16 protein-coding genes are annotated in these 18,239 nt (G+C 30.1%); 15 read left to right on the top strand and 1 reads right to left on the bottom strand.

What is annotated here, in order from left to right:
• The first annotated feature begins 23 nt into the window (after nt 1-23).
• From G8C43_RS05345 to G8C43_RS05325, 5 genes are read left to right on the top strand one after another with little or no spacing between them, the layout of a single operon-like run.
• On the top strand, nt 24-3,215 hold the full coding sequence (locus G8C43_RS05345; protein WP_166004642.1) for a TAT-variant-translocated molybdopterin oxidoreductase: 3,192 nt from the start codon (nt 24-26) through the stop codon (nt 3,213-3,215).
• A 19-nt stretch (nt 3,216-3,234) separates the two neighbouring features.
• Nucleotides 3,235-4,635, top strand: coding sequence for an NrfD/PsrC family molybdoenzyme membrane anchor subunit (nrfD, locus tag G8C43_RS05340; protein WP_160557295.1), 1,401 nt, complete (start codon nt 3,235-3,237; stop codon nt 4,633-4,635).
• Nucleotides 4,622-5,164, top strand: coding sequence for a DUF3341 domain-containing protein (locus G8C43_RS05335; protein ID WP_160541743.1), 543 nt, complete (start codon nt 4,622-4,624; stop codon nt 5,162-5,164). Before nrfD ends, G8C43_RS05335 begins: the two co-directional genes overlap by 14 nt.
• The gene (locus tag G8C43_RS05330) at nt 5,148-5,789 is read left to right on the top strand and encodes a c-type cytochrome (RefSeq protein WP_166004641.1); all 642 of its coding nucleotides are present in this window, start codon (nt 5,148-5,150) and stop codon (nt 5,787-5,789) included. The genes G8C43_RS05335 and G8C43_RS05330 overlap by 17 nt, the downstream gene beginning before the upstream one ends.
• A gap of 7 nt (nt 5,790-5,796) precedes the next feature.
• Entirely contained in the window at nt 5,797-7,137 is a 1,341-nt protein-coding gene (locus G8C43_RS05325; RefSeq protein WP_160564590.1) for a quinol:cytochrome C oxidoreductase, read from the top strand.
• A 66-nt stretch (nt 7,138-7,203) separates the two neighbouring features.
• Here G8C43_RS05325 and der read toward each other — a convergent pair whose 3' ends face one another.
• Entirely contained in the window at nt 7,204-8,511 is a 1,308-nt protein-coding gene (der, locus tag G8C43_RS05320; protein ID WP_160541745.1) for a ribosome biogenesis GTPase Der, read from the bottom strand.
• A gap of 203 nt (nt 8,512-8,714) precedes the next feature.
• Between der and G8C43_RS05315 the strand changes: the two genes are divergently transcribed.
• The 10 genes from G8C43_RS05315 (at nt 8,715) to G8C43_RS05270 (ending at nt 18,192) form a co-directional block, all read left to right on the top strand.
• A complete protein-coding gene (locus tag G8C43_RS05315) occupies nt 8,715-9,806 on the top strand; it encodes a DegT/DnrJ/EryC1/StrS family aminotransferase (protein ID WP_166004640.1) in 1,092 nt (363 codons plus the stop codon).
• A 154-nt stretch (nt 9,807-9,960) separates the two neighbouring features.
• Nucleotides 9,961-10,449 carry an acyl-CoA thioesterase gene (locus G8C43_RS05310; RefSeq protein WP_105296729.1) on the top strand — a complete coding sequence of 163 codons (489 nt, stop codon included), beginning with the start codon at nt 9,961-9,963 and terminating at the stop codon, nt 10,447-10,449.
• 7 nt (nt 10,450-10,456) lie between these two features.
• Nucleotides 10,457-11,014 carry a dTDP-4-dehydrorhamnose 3,5-epimerase gene (rfbC, locus tag G8C43_RS05305; protein WP_166004639.1) on the top strand — a complete coding sequence of 186 codons (558 nt, stop codon included), beginning with the start codon at nt 10,457-10,459 and terminating at the stop codon, nt 11,012-11,014.
• 3 nt (nt 11,015-11,017) lie between these two features.
• Nucleotides 11,018-11,872, top strand: coding sequence for a dTDP-4-dehydrorhamnose reductase (rfbD, locus tag G8C43_RS05300; protein ID WP_166004638.1), 855 nt, complete (start codon nt 11,018-11,020; stop codon nt 11,870-11,872).
• Between the two features lie 40 nt (nt 11,873-11,912).
• Nucleotides 11,913-12,152, top strand: coding sequence for a hypothetical protein (locus tag G8C43_RS05295; RefSeq protein ID WP_160550005.1), 240 nt, complete (start codon nt 11,913-11,915; stop codon nt 12,150-12,152).
• 261 nt (nt 12,153-12,413) lie between these two features.
• A complete protein-coding gene (locus tag G8C43_RS05290) occupies nt 12,414-13,931 on the top strand; it encodes a lipid II flippase MurJ (protein WP_166004637.1) in 1,518 nt (505 codons plus the stop codon).
• The gene (locus tag G8C43_RS05285) at nt 13,913-15,067 is read left to right on the top strand and encodes a glycosyltransferase (RefSeq protein ID WP_166004636.1); all 1,155 of its coding nucleotides are present in this window, start codon (nt 13,913-13,915) and stop codon (nt 15,065-15,067) included. The genes G8C43_RS05290 and G8C43_RS05285 overlap by 19 nt, the downstream gene beginning before the upstream one ends.
• A complete protein-coding gene (locus tag G8C43_RS05280; protein WP_166004635.1) occupies nt 15,057-16,073 on the top strand; it encodes a glycosyltransferase family 2 protein in 1,017 nt (338 codons plus the stop codon). Before G8C43_RS05285 ends, G8C43_RS05280 begins: the two co-directional genes overlap by 11 nt.
• Nucleotides 16,070-17,125 (top strand): glycosyltransferase family 4 protein, encoded by a 1,056-nt coding sequence (locus G8C43_RS05275; RefSeq protein ID WP_166004632.1) that lies wholly within the window; start codon nt 16,070-16,072, stop codon nt 17,123-17,125. The genes G8C43_RS05280 and G8C43_RS05275 overlap by 4 nt, the downstream gene beginning before the upstream one ends.
• Complete coding sequence (locus G8C43_RS05270; protein WP_166004630.1) at nt 17,125-18,192, top strand: hypothetical protein; 1,068 nt, start codon at nt 17,125-17,127, stop codon at nt 18,190-18,192. Before G8C43_RS05275 ends, G8C43_RS05270 begins: the two co-directional genes overlap by 1 nt.
• The last annotated feature ends 47 nt before the right edge of the window (nt 18,193-18,239 follow it).

The following is an 18,239-nucleotide window of genomic DNA, read 5'->3' as shown; positions in this document are numbered from 1 at the left end:
ATTAAAATCATCAGAAGATCATTATGGCTTCAAAAGATAAAATAAAATTTAGGAGTTTAGAAGAATTACAAGATCCTTCACTACCAGAGAAATTAGCAGCAAATGAATTTGTAGAAGAGCTTCCTATCGATGAATTTTTAGGAGATGATCAAGCAATGTATTCTACAAAAACTTCTCGAAGAGATTTCTTAAAATTCTTAGGTTTTGGAACAGCAGCAGTAACTTTAGCTGCCTGTGAAGCTCCAATTATTAAATCGGTACCATACGTGGTTAAACCCGAAGGTATCATTCCGGGAGTACCCAGTTATTACGCCTCAACTCTTTACAATGGATTTGACATTGCCAGTGTTTTAGTTAAAACAAGGGAAGGAAGACCCATTAAAATTGAAAGTAATAAAAATGCTGCCTTTTTTGGTGAAAGCACAGCCAGAAGTCAAGCATCTGTTCTTTCATTATATGACAATAACAGAGCTAAAACACCTAAACTGAATGGATCTGAAACCGATTGGAAATCATTAGATGACTATGTAAATAAAGAATTACAGGCAGCTAAGGTTTCGGGTAAAAAGATTGTAATTTTAACACCATCTTTTCCTTCTCCCTCCACTAAAAAAATCATTGATGATTTTACAACCCTATTCCCAAGCACAGAACATGTCGTTTACGATGCGATTTCATATTCACCGGCTTTAGATGCTGCAGAAGAGGTTTATGGAGTAAGAGCTTTACCATTATATGATCTAACTAAAGCCGAATTATTGGTTTCTTTTGGTGCTGATTTTTTGAATGATTGGAATGGAGGACATTTTGAGGCAGATTATGCCAAAGCCAAAACCCCGGGGAAAACTATGCTTAAGCATATTCAAATTGAATCCAATTTAAGTTTATCAGGGGCTAGTTCCGATGAAAGAATGCCGTTAAAACCTTCGGAAGTTCAAAAATTATTGGGTGAAGTGTACAAAGCATTGGATGGAACTTCTTCTAATCCTACTGCTCAAAAAATAGCTAAAGAACTCACAAAAAAAGGTTCAAAAGCGGTTGTATTTGCGGAAGGCGATAAATCAGCCTATGTGATAGCCAATCTGATAAATCAAAAATTAAATTCATTAGCAGTTAGAAAAGATAAAGTATTATTGACTAAAGAATCCAATGATGCTCGTTTTTCGGAATTACTATCTTGGTTGTCAACCGGACAAGTAGGAGTATTACTTAACTTTAATACTAATCCGATTTACTCTTATTCAGAGGGAGAAAAATTGAAAGATTTATTTAAAAAAGTTAATTGTTCTGTATCTCTTTCAGAATATGAAAATGAAACAGCTTCTATATGTAAAGCTATTGCACCGGTTCCTCATTGGTTAGAATCATGGGGAGATTTAAATCCGGCAACAGGAGTTTACTTATTATCACAACCAACCATCCAAAGAATTTTTGATACACGTCAATTCCAAGATTCATTATTGGTTTGGAGGAATGCGGGATTACAAACAAATGCGGTTAAAGAAAATATCAAAGTTGCTCCCGTTGGTTCGACTCCTTCGGTTGATTCTTTAGCTACACAATCTAAAAAAGATACGGTTCAAGATGCAACCACTCCGTTTAATTCTACCTATACTACGACAGCAACGCCTCAGCAAACCAATGCTTATTATAATTATTTAAAACAATATTGGCAAACGCAGTTAGGAACTAAATTAGGTTATAGTTTTAATCAGGCTTTATATAATGGATACAATGAAACATCCGAAATTACAGAATTAAATGTAATCGGAGGAAATGCGGAACAGGCATTATCTAACTTAGCAGTTATTAAAGCGGGAACTTTTGAATTAAACTTATATCTTAAAACAGCTATTGGAGACGGAGTTCAAGCAAATAATCCTTGGTTGCAAGAGTTGCCGGACCCTATCTCTCGTCTAGCATGGGATAACTATATTACAATTTCATTAGAAGATGCTAAACAATTAGGAATCCAGAATGAGACCAATGGCAGAATGCAATTGGATGGTTCCTTAGTAGATTTAACGGTTAATGGAAAAGTAATAAAAAGTGTTCCGGCATTAATTCAGCCGGGACAAGCTAAAGGATCGATTGGATTAGCCTTAGGATACGGTCAATCAAAATCAGGAAAAGTAGGTCAAACCGGAATAAATGCCTATCCTTTTTATCTTAACTCTAATTTAATTCAATATAACATAACTATTAAACCGACTCAAGGAATGCATGAATTTGCATCAATGCAAATGCAAGGTACCTTGATGGGTAGGTATGAAATAGCAAGAGAAGTTTCCTTAGATACTTTCTTAAACGTGGATCCTAAAGAATGGAATGAGCCGTTAAAAATGGATTCATACGTAGGAGAAGTTCCTATGAATAAAGTAGATCTATGGAGAGATTATGACAGTACAGACGGTCCACATTTTAACCTTTCGGTTGATTTAAATGCATGTACCGGATGTGGTGCTTGTATTATAGCATGTCAAGCCGAAAATAATGTTCCCGTAGTTGGAAAAGAAGAAATAAGGATGTCAAGAGACATGTATTGGTTACGGATAGACAGATATTATTCTTCTAAAAAGCAAATAGAGCAAAAAGAAGAAATCTTGGAAAATTTGGATCAAGTTCCTATGTATAAGGAATTAATTGAACCGAATCCAACTAATCCGGATGTAATTTTCCAACCGGTGATGTGTCAACATTGTAATCATGCACCTTGTGAAACGGTTTGCCCGGTAGCGGCTACTTCTCATGGAAAACAAGGACAAAATCATATGGCTTATAATCGATGTGTAGGAACCCGTTATTGTGCCAATAACTGTCCGTATAAAGTGCGTCGTTTCAATTGGTTCAACTACGCGCTTAACAATAAGTTTGACTATAATATGAATAATGATTTAGGAAGAATGGTATTAAATCCGGATGTCGTTGTTCGTTCCAGAGGAGTCATGGAAAAATGTTCCATGTGTATACAAATGACTCAGGCTACCATTTTAGAGGCTAAAAAACAAGGCAGAAAAGTGGAAGATGGAGAATTTCAGGTAGCATGTTCACTGGCTTGTTCTAGCGGAGCAATTAAATTTGGAGATATAAATGATTCTTCATCAGAAATTGCAAGGCTATCAAAAGATAAAAGGAAATATGTATTGTTAGAAGAAGTAGGAACAAAACCTAATGTATTCTATCAGCACAAAATTAGGAATAGAAAAGAATCATAAAAATTTTAAGAAAGTTACTATGTCAGGACATTACGAAGCACCTATTCGCGAGCCGTTAATTTTAGGGGATAAAACCTATCATGACATTACGGAAGATATAGCCCGTCCTATTGAAACCAAAGCCGGGAAACTTTGGTGGTTTGCTTTTTATATTGCTTTAGTAGCCTTTATCTATGGAGTAGGGTGTATTGCTTATACGATAGGTACCGGAATAGGGGTATGGGGACTAAACAGAACGATAAATTGGGGATGGGATATTACTAATTTCGTTTGGTGGGTAGGAATAGGTCATGCAGGAACATTGATTTCTGCTGTATTATTGCTTTTCCGTCAAAAATGGAGACTTTCCATAAACCGTTCGGCGGAAGCCATGACTATTTTTGCGGTGGTTCAGGCAGCCATGTTCCCATGTATTCATATGGGACGTATATGGTTAGCTTATTTTGTATTTCCTATAACTAACCAGTTCGGAACTTTATGGCCCAATTTCAACTCCCCCTTATTATGGGACGTATTTGCTATCAGTACCTATTTTTCGGTATCTGTGGTTTTTTGGTATATCGGACTAATTCCTGATTTTGCCATGGTTAGAGATCGAGCGGTTAAACCGGTAACTAAAAAGATTTATACTATATTGAGTTTTGGGTGGGGAGGCAAAGCAAAGCATTGGCAACGATTTGAGGAAGTGTCATTAGTTTTGGCAGGTCTTGCAACTCCTTTAGTTTTTTCTGTTCATACCATTGTTTCCTTTGACTTTGCAACTTCAGTTATTAAAGGATGGCATTCAACAGTATATCCGCCGTATTTTGTTGCGGGTGCTATATTTTCCGGTTTTGCTATGGTTCAAACCTTGCTAAGCGTGGTTAGAAAAGTATGTCATTTAGAGGATTATATCACTCAAAAGCATATCGAATATATGAATATTGTAATAGTTGTGACAGGAGGTATGGTAACTGTAGCTTATATTACGGAATTCTTTATCGGATGGTATTCAGGAAGCAGATATGAAGATTTTACTTATTTCTCAGTTGGAGCTGCCACAGGACCGTATTGGTGGGCATTTTGGTTATTAATCCTTTGTAATGTATTAATTCCTGCCTCTCTATGGATAAAAAAATTAAGAAGAAACTTTCTATGGACCTTCATTGTTTCCATTGTTATAAATATCGGTATGTGGTTTGAAAGATTTGATATTATTGTTATCAATCTGTCACGGGATTATTTACCCAGTTCATGGACAATGTTCCAACCTTCTTTTGTAGACGTAGGAATATTCATCGGAACGATAGGTTTCTTTTCAGTATTATATCTGTTGTATGCTAGAACTTTCCCGGTTATAGCACAGGCAGAATTGAAGACAATTATAAAAACATCAAGTGAAGGGTATAAAAAACATCATTTAGAAAATGAGCACCACTAAGACAATTATTTACGGTTTATACGGAGATGATGATCTCCTTATAGATGGGGTTAAGCAACTTCGTGATAGAGGAATTGAAATTAATGAAGTTTATACACCTTTTCCGGTACATGGGTTAGATAAGGCAATGGGATTAAAAGAATCGAGAATGTCTGAATTTGCTTTTTTCTATGGAGCTATGGGGTTAGCTGTTGCTTCTGTGCTTACTTGGTATACGATGAATTATGATTGGCAGCAAAATATAGGGGGAAAACCGAGTTTTACTTGGACAGAAAATATGCCGGCTTTTATTCCAATTATGTTTGAGCTGACAGTATTTTTTGCCGCTCACCTCATGTCCATTACATACCTTATTTTAAACAAGCATTATCCGGGACAAAAAGCTCAAAATCCTGATCCAAGGACTACCGATGATAAATTTTTAGTTGAAATTTCTAATCAAAATTACGACCAAGTAAAGGAAATTTTGATAGCTACAGGTGTTGAGGAAATAACTGTAAAAAAAATTGAAGATGAAAAAAATAACTAAATATATTCTTATTGCTATAACAGGAAGTTTGTTTATAATTTCTTGTAGTAAGAAAAAACCCAGTTTGGTTTATTTTCCAGATATGTACTATCCGGTAGCCTATGATCCTTATCAAGAGGCAGTAATTGCTTATGGAGAACAAGGAACGACGGTTCCTTTATTTTCAAAGCAAGGAGGAGCAACCGCATTAGCGCCTGTACCCGGAACTATAGCTCAAAATCCCGAAGGAATTCTACCTATGGATTTGCCAAACACCCCTGAAGGATACGATGCTTCTAAAAAAATAACGGTTTCACCGCTAAATCCTTTAAACAAAGATAAGGATTTAGCCAGAGGAAAAGATTTATATATAAAAACATGTTCAGCCTGTCATGGTACAGCCGGAGACGGACAAGGTGATATTGTTCAATCCGGAGCATTTTCGGGAGTACCTAATTACAAAGATAGGGATATAACAGTCGGATCTGTACATTATGTTATGGAACATGGAAGAAATGCCATGGGATCTTATGCGGGGCAACTTTTACCCGGAGATATGTGGAGAGTTGCAGAATATGTAATTAACGAATTTAAACCTTCTGCAACATCAAACTCTGCAGAACAGACACAAACAACAGAACAATAATACAGCTATGAGATATACATTTTCATCAAGTCTTAAATTAACGTCCATAGTATTAATCGTAGTAGGATTGATAGCCTTTGGTATAGGGTATTATCAGAATTCACGTATAGATGAACATGCTGTTAAGGAAATTTTACATCATAATGAAGAATTAGCGGGAGCTCAACCTATGAATTCAGTTTATAAAGGAGATGTTGCGCACTCTAAAGAACATATTGAACATGCTGAACATCAAATTCATAACAGGCCGTGGTCTGCATTTTTTGTATCTTTGATGTTATTTTTCGGTATTTCAGCTACCGCCTTGTTTTTTGCTGCTGTCCAACATGCAGGTAATGCCGGTTGGTCTATTGTTGTTATCAGAGTAATGGAAGGTATTGCTTCGTTTCTACCTGTAGGCGGCTTATTAATGGTTGTATTTATTTTTCTTTCATCATATGGTGGTGAACACGGAGGACTGAATCATTTATATCATTGGATGGATCCGTCTTTAACCGATCCTAATTCTTCGCATTTCGATTTACTTATAAAATCTAAGGAACCGTTTTTAAATAGACCGTTTTTTGTTATTAGAACGCTGATTTATGTGGCCGGATGTATTTTCTTTTTATGGAAAATAAAATCTCTAACGAGAAAGTTGGATGAAACTAAAGAAGTTTCCGATTATAAAAAAGTTTATAACTGGAGCGTAGGTGCTATTGTTTTCTTTGCTTTGGCGTCCGCTTGCTGGGCATGGGATTGGTTAATGTCCATTGATCCTCATTGGTATTCTACTTTATATATGTGGTATGTATTAATCAGCTGTTTGGTTTCTTCCGTCGGAGTGATGTTGATTATTTCCATATATCTGAAAAAGAAAGGTTTTTTACCGGCATTTAACGATAACCATATGCATGATCTTGCTAAATTTTTGTTTGGGTTTAGCCTTTTATGGTCTTACCTGTGGTTTGCGCAATTCATGTTGTATTGGTATGCTGATATTCCTGAGGAAACGGTATATTTCTTTGGAAGATACAAGTTATATGGACCTACTTACTTTACCATGTTGATCCCGAATTTAGTTTTACCGTTTTTGATATTAGTTAGCAGTAAAGTGAAGAGAAATTATGTCATTGTTCCTATTATGGCTTGTGTGGTACTATTCGGACATTATTTGGATATGTTTAATATTATTATGCCGGGAACAGTTGGTGCTTTCTGGGGTATAGGACTATTAGAAATTGGGGCTTTTATTTTTATGTTGGGACTATTTATATTTACTGTAATGTATTCTATAAGTAAGCTTAATCTAGAAGCTAAAGGTAATCCATACTATCATGAAAGTGAATTATTTGAATATCCTTTCTAATCATTAAAAGTATTTATTATAAAAAAAGCATCTCTATTATGAGATGCTTTTTATTTATTATGGAATTTATTTTTGTCTGAAATATATTTCAATCGGTACACCAGTCAACTCAAAATTTTGACGTAATTTATTTTCAATAAATCGTTTATAGGGTTCTTTGATATACTGCGGCAGATTTGCAAAAAATGCAAATTGCGGAGTTCTGGTGGGAAGCTGAGTACAGTATTTGATTTTTATATATTTACCTTTTATACTTGGCGGGGGAGTAGATTCAATTATAGGAAGCATGACCTCATTTAATTTACTGGTTTTGATCCTGCGTGAACGATTTTCATAAACTTTCATGGCAGTTTCTACCGTTTTATACACACGCTGTTTAGTAATAGCCGAGGTAAAAATGATTGGTACATCCGTAAATGGAGCAATCTTTTCTTTTATAAAATTTTCAAATTGTTTTAACGTATTGGTTTCTTTTTCAACTAAATCCCATTTGTTAACGACGATAACAACTCCTTTTCGGTATTTTTGAGCTAAAAATAAGATATTCATATCTTGTTTTTCCCAACCTAAGGTTGCATCTATCATTAAGATTACAACATCTGAATCCTCAATTGAACGTATGGAACGCATTACGGAATAAAACTCAAGGTTTTCATTTACTTTAGTTTTTTTCCGCATACCGGCGGTATCAATCAATACAAATTTATATCCGAATTTTTCATATAAGGTTTCGATACTGTCTCTGGTAGTACCGGCTATATCTGTTACGATGTTACGCTCGTTTTCCAATAAGGCATTGGTAAATGTTGATTTTCCCACATTAGGCCTTCCTGCAATGGTTATTCTTGGCAAGCCTTCAAAAGGGTCTACGTAATCTTCTTCTTTAAATGTGGCAACTATATCATCCAGCAGATCTCCTGTACCGCTACCTGTCATTCCTGATATAGTATAATATTTCTCCATTCCCAATGAATAAAACTCCATGGCCTCCGTTTCCAACATAGCATTGTCCACTTTGTTAACAACTAAAAAGACCGGTTTGTCAGTCTTTCTTAAAAGATTGGAAACCTCTTTATCCATATCGGTGATGCCTTCTGTTACATCAACTAAAAATATAATCGCAGAAGCTTCATCTACGGCAAGTTCAACTTGTTTTCTTATTTCTTCTTCGAAAATATCTTCAGATCCAACTACATAACCTCCGGTATCAATAACAGTAAAATCGACGCCGTTCCAATCACTTTTTCCATAATGCCGATCACGAGTAACCCCGGCCACACTATCAACAATTGCTTCCCTCTTTTGTAGTAATCGATTAAAAAGAGTAGATTTTCCTACATTAGGCCTTCCTACAAGCGCTATAATATTTGACATATCATATTTTTTGCAAAGGTAAATAAAAATAAATAGCAGATTTATATTTGGAGTATGTAAACGTTATCGAGGCTATTATAATTGTTTTAAATGTTTGTGTTTAATAAATTATGCTCTAGATATAAAATTATGTGTATTCTTTGTGAGAATTATTAATTTTGTTATATTTTTGATTTTTAAATTTTAATAATTAAAGGCGTTTTTTGATTTTGGAAAAAAGAATTAATGTAACTAAGGTATTTTTACCTCCTTTATCTGAATATAATGAATATTTAGATAAAGTTTGGAAAAACCAATGGCTGACCAATAGAGGTGAATTAGTTTTAAAACTTGAAGAGAAGCTCAAGAAGTATTTAAATATTACTAATATATTAGTTACTAATAACGGTACCGTCCCTATTCAAATAGCATTGAAAAATATTGCTAAGGGAGGAGAAGTTATTACTACACCTTTTAGCTTTGTGGCTACTACTTCCGCCATTATATGGGAATGTTGTAAACCGGTGTTTGTGGATATTGATCCGAATCATCTGACTATAGATGAAAATAAGATTGAAGAAGCAATTACAGATAAAACTACGGCAATATTAGCAACCCATGTGTTTGGTAATCCTTGCAATGTAAAAATAATTGAAAAAATTGCAAAGAAATATCAGATAAAGGTTATTTATGATGCAGCGCATTGTTTTGGAGTAGAGCATGACAGCAAATCCGTATTCGAATATGGTGATATAAGTACCTGTAGTTTTCATGCTACCAAATTATTTCATACAGGAGAAGGAGGAGCTATATTTTGCAAAGATTCCGAATTGATGAAAAGGTTAAATTATAGTCATAATTTTGGATATACTGAAACCAATGATATTTATGATGTAGGAATTAATGCTAAAATATCTGAACTACAAGCTGCGATGGGCTTGTCCGTATTACATTATATAGATTATATAATTGCTGAAAGGAAAAAAGTAGTAGATTTTTACGATGAATCACTAGATTTTAATAAATTGAAATCAATTCAAATAAGAGAAAATACTAAGTGGAATTACAGCTACTATCCCGTTATATTTAATTCTGAAAAGATACTATTAAGGGTACAAGAAAAATTAGCAGAACAAAATATTGTACCCAGACGTTATTTTTACCCTTCATTAAATACAATAAATTATGTTAAAGGTAGTAAAATGTCAGTATCAGAGTCCATATCAGAAAAAATTTTATGTCTGCCTTTATATGTAGGTTTAGAAAATAGTGAATTGGAAATAATAACAAAACTTGTAAATAGATATAGTGAATAATAATTTTATATTTTTAAAAAAATAATCATTTATAAATTAAAACGGGATTCTTTAAAAATTTTGTAAGTTATAGATATTTAGTAACTTTCAAATTAAATTGTATTTAATTTTAATTTAATAATATGATCAAATAGTAAATCATTAAATTCACATTATGAAAGTAAAAGAACCTGAGTCTAAATACAGAGTACGATTTGCAGATTGTGACCCTATAGGTCATCTTTCTAATCTTCGTTATTTTGATTATATGCTAAATGCTAGGGAAGATCACTGTTTAGATAATTATCAGTTAGATAATTTTGAACAATCTAAAAAAACAGGATGTTTATGGGTTGCTTTGCAAAATCAGATTGCTTATATCAAAGAAGTTAGGTATAATAAAGATATTATAATTACTAGTAAAATAGTAAAATATACTGACAGGACTAATACAGTTGAAGTGTTAATGTTAAATAAAGACAAAAGTTTGACACATGCTGTTTTATGGGTTACTTTGATATATTTTAACTTATCTACCCGAAAATCTGAAGTTCAACCGCAAAATTTTTTGGATCTGTTTCAAGAAATATGTGTAAGTATACCTGAAAATTTGTTTGAGGAACGTGTGGAAAGTTTAAGAAAGCAAAATAAAAAAATTAGTTAAAAAATAGATGATAGTAACTGAAACCACACTTAAAGGATGCTATATTTTAAATCCTCAAGTTTATGAAGATTCACGAGGATTTTTTATGGAGACGTTCAATCTTGATACATTTGAAAAAAAGGTAGGATATAAACCCAATTTTGTTCAAGATAATGTCTCTAAGTCTTCTTATGGGGTTATAAGAGGTTTACATCAGCAGTTACCCCCCTATTCTCAAGCTAAATTAGTGTATGTATTACAAGGTAAAGTAATTGATGTCGCCGTTGATGTTCGAAAAAATTCTCCTACGTACGGGCAATATATATCTGTTGAATTATCGGCATCGAATAAAAAACAATTGTTTATCCCGAAAGGTTTTTTGCATGGATTTTCAGTACTATCAGAATCAGTTATTTTTGCTTATAAATGTGAAGGATTTTATCATAAGGAAAGTGAACTGGGGGTTAATCCTTTAGATAAAGATTTAAATATTGATTGGGGGATAGATGCTCAGCATAAAATTATTTCTGAAAAAGACTTAAATGCGATTTCTTTTAAAGAATTCAAACCCATTGAATTATCATAGATTATGAAAAAAATATTAGTTACCGGGGGGGATGGGCAATTAGGAAGATCTATAAAGCAAAGATTAAAAGAAAAACCTCTTGTAAATTATAGTTTTACATTTACGGATGTTCAAGAGTTGGATATATTAGATGAAATATTTGTAAAAACTTATTTTTTTTCAAACAAGTTTGATTACGTTATTAATTGTGCTGCCTATACTGCTGTTGATAAAGCAGAAACAGATATTGAAATGGCAGAAAAACTTAATGCTGATGCTGTAAAGTTCTTAGCAAAAGCAAGCGCCTCTCAAAAAGCTACTTTTATACATATTTCAACAGACTATGTGTTTTCAGGAGAAGAATCTACACCGCGCAAAGAAGATGATCCCGTAGCTCCTTTAGGTATTTACGGAAAAACCAAATTAAATGGTGAAATACTTGCTCAATATTATAATCCAAAAACATATATAATTAGAACGGCATGGTTATATTCTCCCTTTGGGAATAATTTTGTGAAAACCATGTTAAAATTATTTAAAGAAAAAGAAGAAATAAATGTCATTAACGATCAAATAGGATCTCCTACGAATGCATTTGATTTAGCAGATGCTATCTTAACTATTATACAAAATGATATTGGAGCTTATGGAATTTACAATTTTTCCAATGAAGGAGAATGTTCCTGGTATCAATTCAGTGAAGAAATAAGAAAATTAAGTAAATCTAAAATCAAAATTAATCCTATACCAACTTCAGAATTTCCCACTCCTGCAAAACGACCACAATATAGTTTGTTAGATAAAACTAAAATTAAAAATACTTTTGGAATTTCAATCCCTGAATGGAAAGATAGTTTAAAAGAAATGCTTAATAAATGAATATAATGACATGAATTATCTATATTTGTATAAAAAAAATATGATAAAATTTATTTCATTCTTCATGTTAGGACTAACTTTACTGCTTACAAGTTGCGATAAGCCGGTTAACGGTCAAGAAGTAGCACCATCAAACAGGTATTCTTTTCAAGTTATTGAGTCTGCTGACGGATTAAGAACCTATGTTTTCGATGGTAAAACTGGAGACGTTTTCGTTAGAACACCTGACGGAAAATGGTGGAATGATTCCGGAATTAAAACTGCGCAAAAAAATAATTAAAAAATAAATATTTCTAAGTAGCTCTTAATTATTACATAAAAATAATGGAGAGTTTTTAATTGTTTATATTATCAAAGTAAAGCATTAATTTATTAAAAAATATTTTATAAAGTTTTTTTACTATTTATATACGAATCATAATTTTTAATCAATCATATTCTACACTATATAAAAATAAATATGATTGAAGTAAAAAAATTATTTCTGCTTTATAAGTAGGGATATAAGTTCTTATTTTGATAATAAATTATTTTGTAGGAAATGGCAATTTCATCACGCAAAATTAGTTTAAATATCTTTATTATAAAGGCACTTACTCTTGTTATAAATTTATTAATTGTTAGTGTTTCTGCAAAGTATTTTGGATTATCTATAGATAGGGATATTTGGATTATAGCTACCGCATTTATTATCAACTTAAATAATACATTTTTTAATCCTATATCAGATGTTTTTAGGATAAAATATGTTCAAGTGAAAGAGGAAGAATCGGTTCAATCAGCATTAACTAAAACGGGTTCTTTGTTACTTGTCTATACTATTATGGTTATTTTATTAGTCATTATTTTTTTCTTTTACGGTAAAAATATTATTCATAGTTTATTCACTGTGGATGGTTTATTACTAAATAGATATTGTTTATTTGTTAATATTTTACTTTATAGTATTTTGTTTACTCAACTTACTTCCATAGGGATAGGTATCTTAAATGCCAATAATATATTTTATATACCAGAAATAACATCATTTTTTACATCTTTTTTTAACTTAGGGATAATATATTTTGGTACAGCATATATAGGTATATTTTCTTTATATGTGGGACAATACTTTAATTTACTAGTTTTATCTTTAGTAATAATTTATTTTTTAAGAAAAAATAAATTATTACCTATCTTTAAATGGAATAAAACTTTTATATCTCAAGCAAAGGTATTTATAGTATTTGGTATCCCTTTTTATTTTCCTTATATAGTCGGTCAAATAAATTCATTAATTGAAAAAAGCTTATCCAATAAAATGGGAGTAGGTATAATTTCAATGATTGATTATGCTCAAAAATTCACTTTATTATTTCAGGTTGTTATTACCAGTATTATATTAACAGCTATAATCCCCCAACTTACTAAAAATTTTTATAGAAAGGAATGGGAAGAATATTATATTTCCTTTTATAATTATTTGAAATTTATCATTTTAATAATAAGTTTTTTTGTACCCTTATTATATTTAAATGCCTATGAAATTAATTATATATTTTTTAAAAAAGGAGAAGTTAGCATAAGTAACATAGAACAAATTTCCCATTTAACAAAATTATATTCCATATCTTTTATAGCTATTTGTTTATATGTTTATATATCACCGGTTATGATTTCTCAATTAAAAAATAAACAACAAGCGGTATTGGGCGTTTTAACTCAAATAGGAATTATAATATTTAATTGTTTTTTTTATAAGCTATTTAATCAATTTACATTTCCTGTTTCTATAGGTCTTTTTCATTTATTAATAGTTTTTATAATGCTTTATATAATATCCATTCATAATAAGAAGAAAATTTTTTTATATCTATTTAAATCTATCTTAATTTTAATATTATTACTAGTAATTGGAGAAATAATAAACCATTTTATCCATTTTGATAATATTTATTTTTCACTTTTATTTAAAACCGGAATAATATCAATTATTATTTTAGCTTTTACACCTTTGTTAGGAATAAATGTTTTATTTTATTTTAATCAGCTTTTAAATAAATGGAATCTAAAAATTTAACCTTAGTTTTTGCTCATTTTGAAAAAGAACATTTAGGAAAAGATGTTTTTCTTGTCCCTTATTATCTAGGGAAAGAGTTATCCTATGAAGTAACCATAGTATATCAAAAAACTAAAACAAACAATTTATTTATAAATAATAACTACAAGGGAGTTAAATTACGTTCGTTAATAAATATATTTAAGCTAAAAAAATTACAAAATATATCATTTTTTTTATCTTCATTGCTTTATGTTATTAAGAATGGTAAAAAGATTGATTTATTAATGACTTTTCATTTCAGATTTACAAGTGCCATTTTATGCATTTTATATAAAATGATTAATCCTAATGGAAGGTTTTATTTAAAAGTGGATGGAGGAGAAGATATTTTAGATGTTAAAAATAATTCTTCATTTATTAAAAATCAAATTTATAATAAGTTATTGAAGAAATGCGATTATATATCAGTTGAAACTCATTTATCATTTAAATTATGGAATGAAAATTTAAATATTTCAGAAAAAATCTTCTTGGTTGAAAATGGATTTGATGAAGAGGAATTAATGAAATTATCACTTAATGTTATTCCTTTTTCAGAAAAAGAAAATAAAATTATAACTGTTGGGCGGTTAGGTACATTTCAAAAAAATACAGTAATGTTTTTAAAAGCTATTGAAAAAATTTCAAATTTTAAAAATTGGAAATTTTATTTTATAGGTCCAATAGAGGAAAATTTCCAAAAAGAAATTGAATTATTTTATCATAAAAATCCATCATTAAAAAATAAGGTAATATTTACTGGACCAATTTTGGAAAAGAAAATTTTATGGGAATATTATAATAAAGCAAAAGTTTTTGTATTGACGTCAATATGGGAGGGATATGCTATCGTTTTTTCGGAAGCTTATAGATTTAATAATTATATTATTTCAACGGATGTAGGTGGGGCAAAAGAAACCATAGAAAAAAATGAAAATTTTGGAAAATTAGTGGGACAGAATAATGATGAAGATTTAAAATCTGTTTTGGAACAAATAATTAATGATAATAATTATTTAATTAAATATCCTGATAAGGATCATTCAGATAATTCTTGGCAAATATGTTTAAAATCATTAGTTGATAGTATTAAAAATAATAAAATTGGAGTATAAAATTATTATTGTAAACTATAATGGATGTTCAGACACTATAGAATGTTTGGAATCATTATTAAAATCTACCATACAAAACTTTCAGTTGTTTATTGTAGATAATTCATTGAAATTTGATGATTTTGAAATGTTTAAGAAATGGGGTCAAAACATTTCCATGAAAATAGAAACTAAATTCCCGGAATTAGTTTTTCCAATTTCAGAAAAGTCGAGTCAAGATCTGTTGTATTTAAATGAAGAAGAATTATATGAGTTAAAAGATATTGAACAAAAAATTGTTTTTATTAAAGCAAAGGAAAACAAAGGATTTTCAGCTGCAAATAATATTGTTTTAAAATATTTGAAAAAACAGGATAAATTTGATTATATTTGGCTTTTAAATAATGATACAGTAGTACCCGTTGATTTTTTGCATAATATATCTGAAAAATTTAAAACAATGCAGAATACTATTGGTATAATTGGTAATTCTTTATGTTATTATAATCAGCCGGAAATATTGCAATGTACAGCAAATAAATATAATGATTGGCTTGCTCATACCTTTCCTTTATATGAATGCATGAATTATTCAGATATTCCTAAAAAAGCAATTTATAATTTGATCCCCATAGGAGCTTCAATGTTTATAAAAAAAGAATGTTTTATGGAAGTAGGTTTTCTCGAAGAAGATTATTTCTTGTATTTTGAAGAGTGGGATTATACTAGTAGAGCAAAGAAAAAAGATTGGAAATCTATAATATTTACTGATTTATATATTTTTCATAAACACGGAACAACTATAGATAACGGAAATAATGAAGGTAAATCAAAAACTTTATTTTCAGATTATTATTTGTTAATTAATAAACTGGTTTTTGCAAAGAAAAACTTAAAATGGTATCATTTACCATCAGTTTATTTAAGTTTTGTACCCATCTTAATTAATAGAATAAGACGAGGGCAATGGGATAGGATAATGATGATATTCAAAATAATTTTAGGATTAAAATATAATGTAAAATGAGTCGTAAGATTATGATCTTATCATTAGGTAGGACAGGAAGCTTACCTCTATATTCTGACAATATAGTTTTACATTTTCCTGAAAATAGTTACGATTACTATAAATCTAAATTTGCTATAGAAGGAATTTCAATACCTAATCAAAAATCATTAATAACCTATAAATCAGCTTTTTCATTTATTTTAAATACACTATTTATACTTCCATTTTATTGTATAGTTCTTTTACCTAAAATAGTGAAAAATTATAGAATACTATATTTACCGTATTTTCATTTATGGAATTTACCCTTTATTATGCTCTTTAGATTATTAGGTCGCGACGTAATATTGACAGTACATGATGGTGTTTTACATAAAGGAGAAAATAGTTTATTGATCCAGCAATATTCTAATTTAAATATTAAATTGAGCTCTAAATTAATATTTTTGACAAACTATGTTAAAGTTAATGTAGAGAAAACATTAAAATTAATTAAACCGAGTATTATAGTTCCACATGGATTAATTGAAACAACATCATCAGGTAATTCCCCTGCGAAAATAAATAGGGGAAAAAATATACTTTTTATAGGCAGGATTAGTCCCTATAAAGGGGTAGAGCTTTTAGCTGAAGTTGTTGAAGATATAAGAGATAAAATAGATAGATGTATAATTGCCGGAAAAAGCATTTACGAATTAAAAATCAAAGATACAGAAAAATTAAAGATACAGGATAAATACCTGTCAGATTTGGAAATAGGTAAACTTTTAAATTGGGCTGATATTTTAGTTTTACCATATTTGGAAGCGACACAATCGGGAGTTATTACTCTCGGGATTAGTTCAGAATTACCTATGGTTTGTACAAATGTTGGAGGTTTTTGTGAACAATTAGATCAAGATGAATGTGTTTGGGTTGAGCCCAATAAAGATTCATTAAAAAAAGGTTTAGTACATCTAATTGAAGATCAATTTCAAAGAGACTATTTAATTAAACAAATGCATAAAAAGAAAACATCCCTTAGTTGGGATAGAATTTCATTGCAAATATTTAAATTTTTAAAATACTAATGAATAATCTGACGATTACAAAAAGTAAGTTTATTTTTTTCAGTTTTTCTTTTTTAGGATTAATAGCTGCAATCTGCAGTAGCTATGTATTACCTAAAAAATATTTTTCAGATGCATTAACGATCATTCATAATCCATGGAATTTAAAGGGAGTAGTTGGAGGCTTTCAACTTTCAATTTTTTTTTATTCCATTACAGGTATGAGGTGGATGCCTTTTTCTTTAGTGGCTTTAATACAATATCCGATTCTAATATATATTTTAACTAAAATTGGTATTCCTTCTAATTTTGATAAGGTAAAAGTAAACAATCTTTTGATGTATGCCTCTTTTTTTGTTATTGGTATATTTATATCAATGCAAACTAAAGAGTTTATAACATTTATATTTTGTGCTATTCTTGTTAAATTAATTAAAAATAAAAATAAAGAATATGTTTTTCGAAATAGGATAATTATTTGTTTAATGATTTTATTATATTCCTATATATTTAGGGAATATTATTATTTAGTTCTAATTTTATCTATATTTATTAGTATTTTGAGTTATTGTAATTTAAAGCTTAATTCATTTTTAATTGTAATATACGGATTGATAATGATTATTCTTATAAGTTGTGGACATAATATGGTAAAACATGGATATCTTTCAGATAAAACTCGCACGGAGCTAAATGAAAGACGATTAGATGATCCTAAAATAAAAGAAGAATCAAGATCTGCTATAATCCCTCCATTACCGACCAATACTTGGTATGGAGATGCTGTGTCAATAATATACGGATTTATGGTAGTTAATATTCCTATCACATCAATTTTTTCTACCTCACCACAAGTTTCATTATTTTCAATTTGGCAATTGACATTATTTTTTTGTTTATCTTTAAAATTTGATCAAATTTTGAAGGTTAAAAAAAATAATAATATTAGATGGGCATATTATATAACATTTTCATTTTTTATTGTTCAAGGCTTGTTTGAACCTGACTTAGGATCTTCCATTAGACATAAAGCGGGTATATTTCCATTGATTTATTTTATTTTATTTTATGATGATAAAGAAAAATAATTTTGAAAAGATAAATTTTATTTTTTTAATATTAATTTTAAGTACTA

This window comes from Apibacter sp. B2966, assembly GCF_011082485.1.
Lineage (GTDB): Bacteria > Bacteroidota > Bacteroidia > Flavobacteriales > Weeksellaceae > Apibacter.
This window is presented reverse-complemented; position numbering and strand designations above follow the sequence as displayed.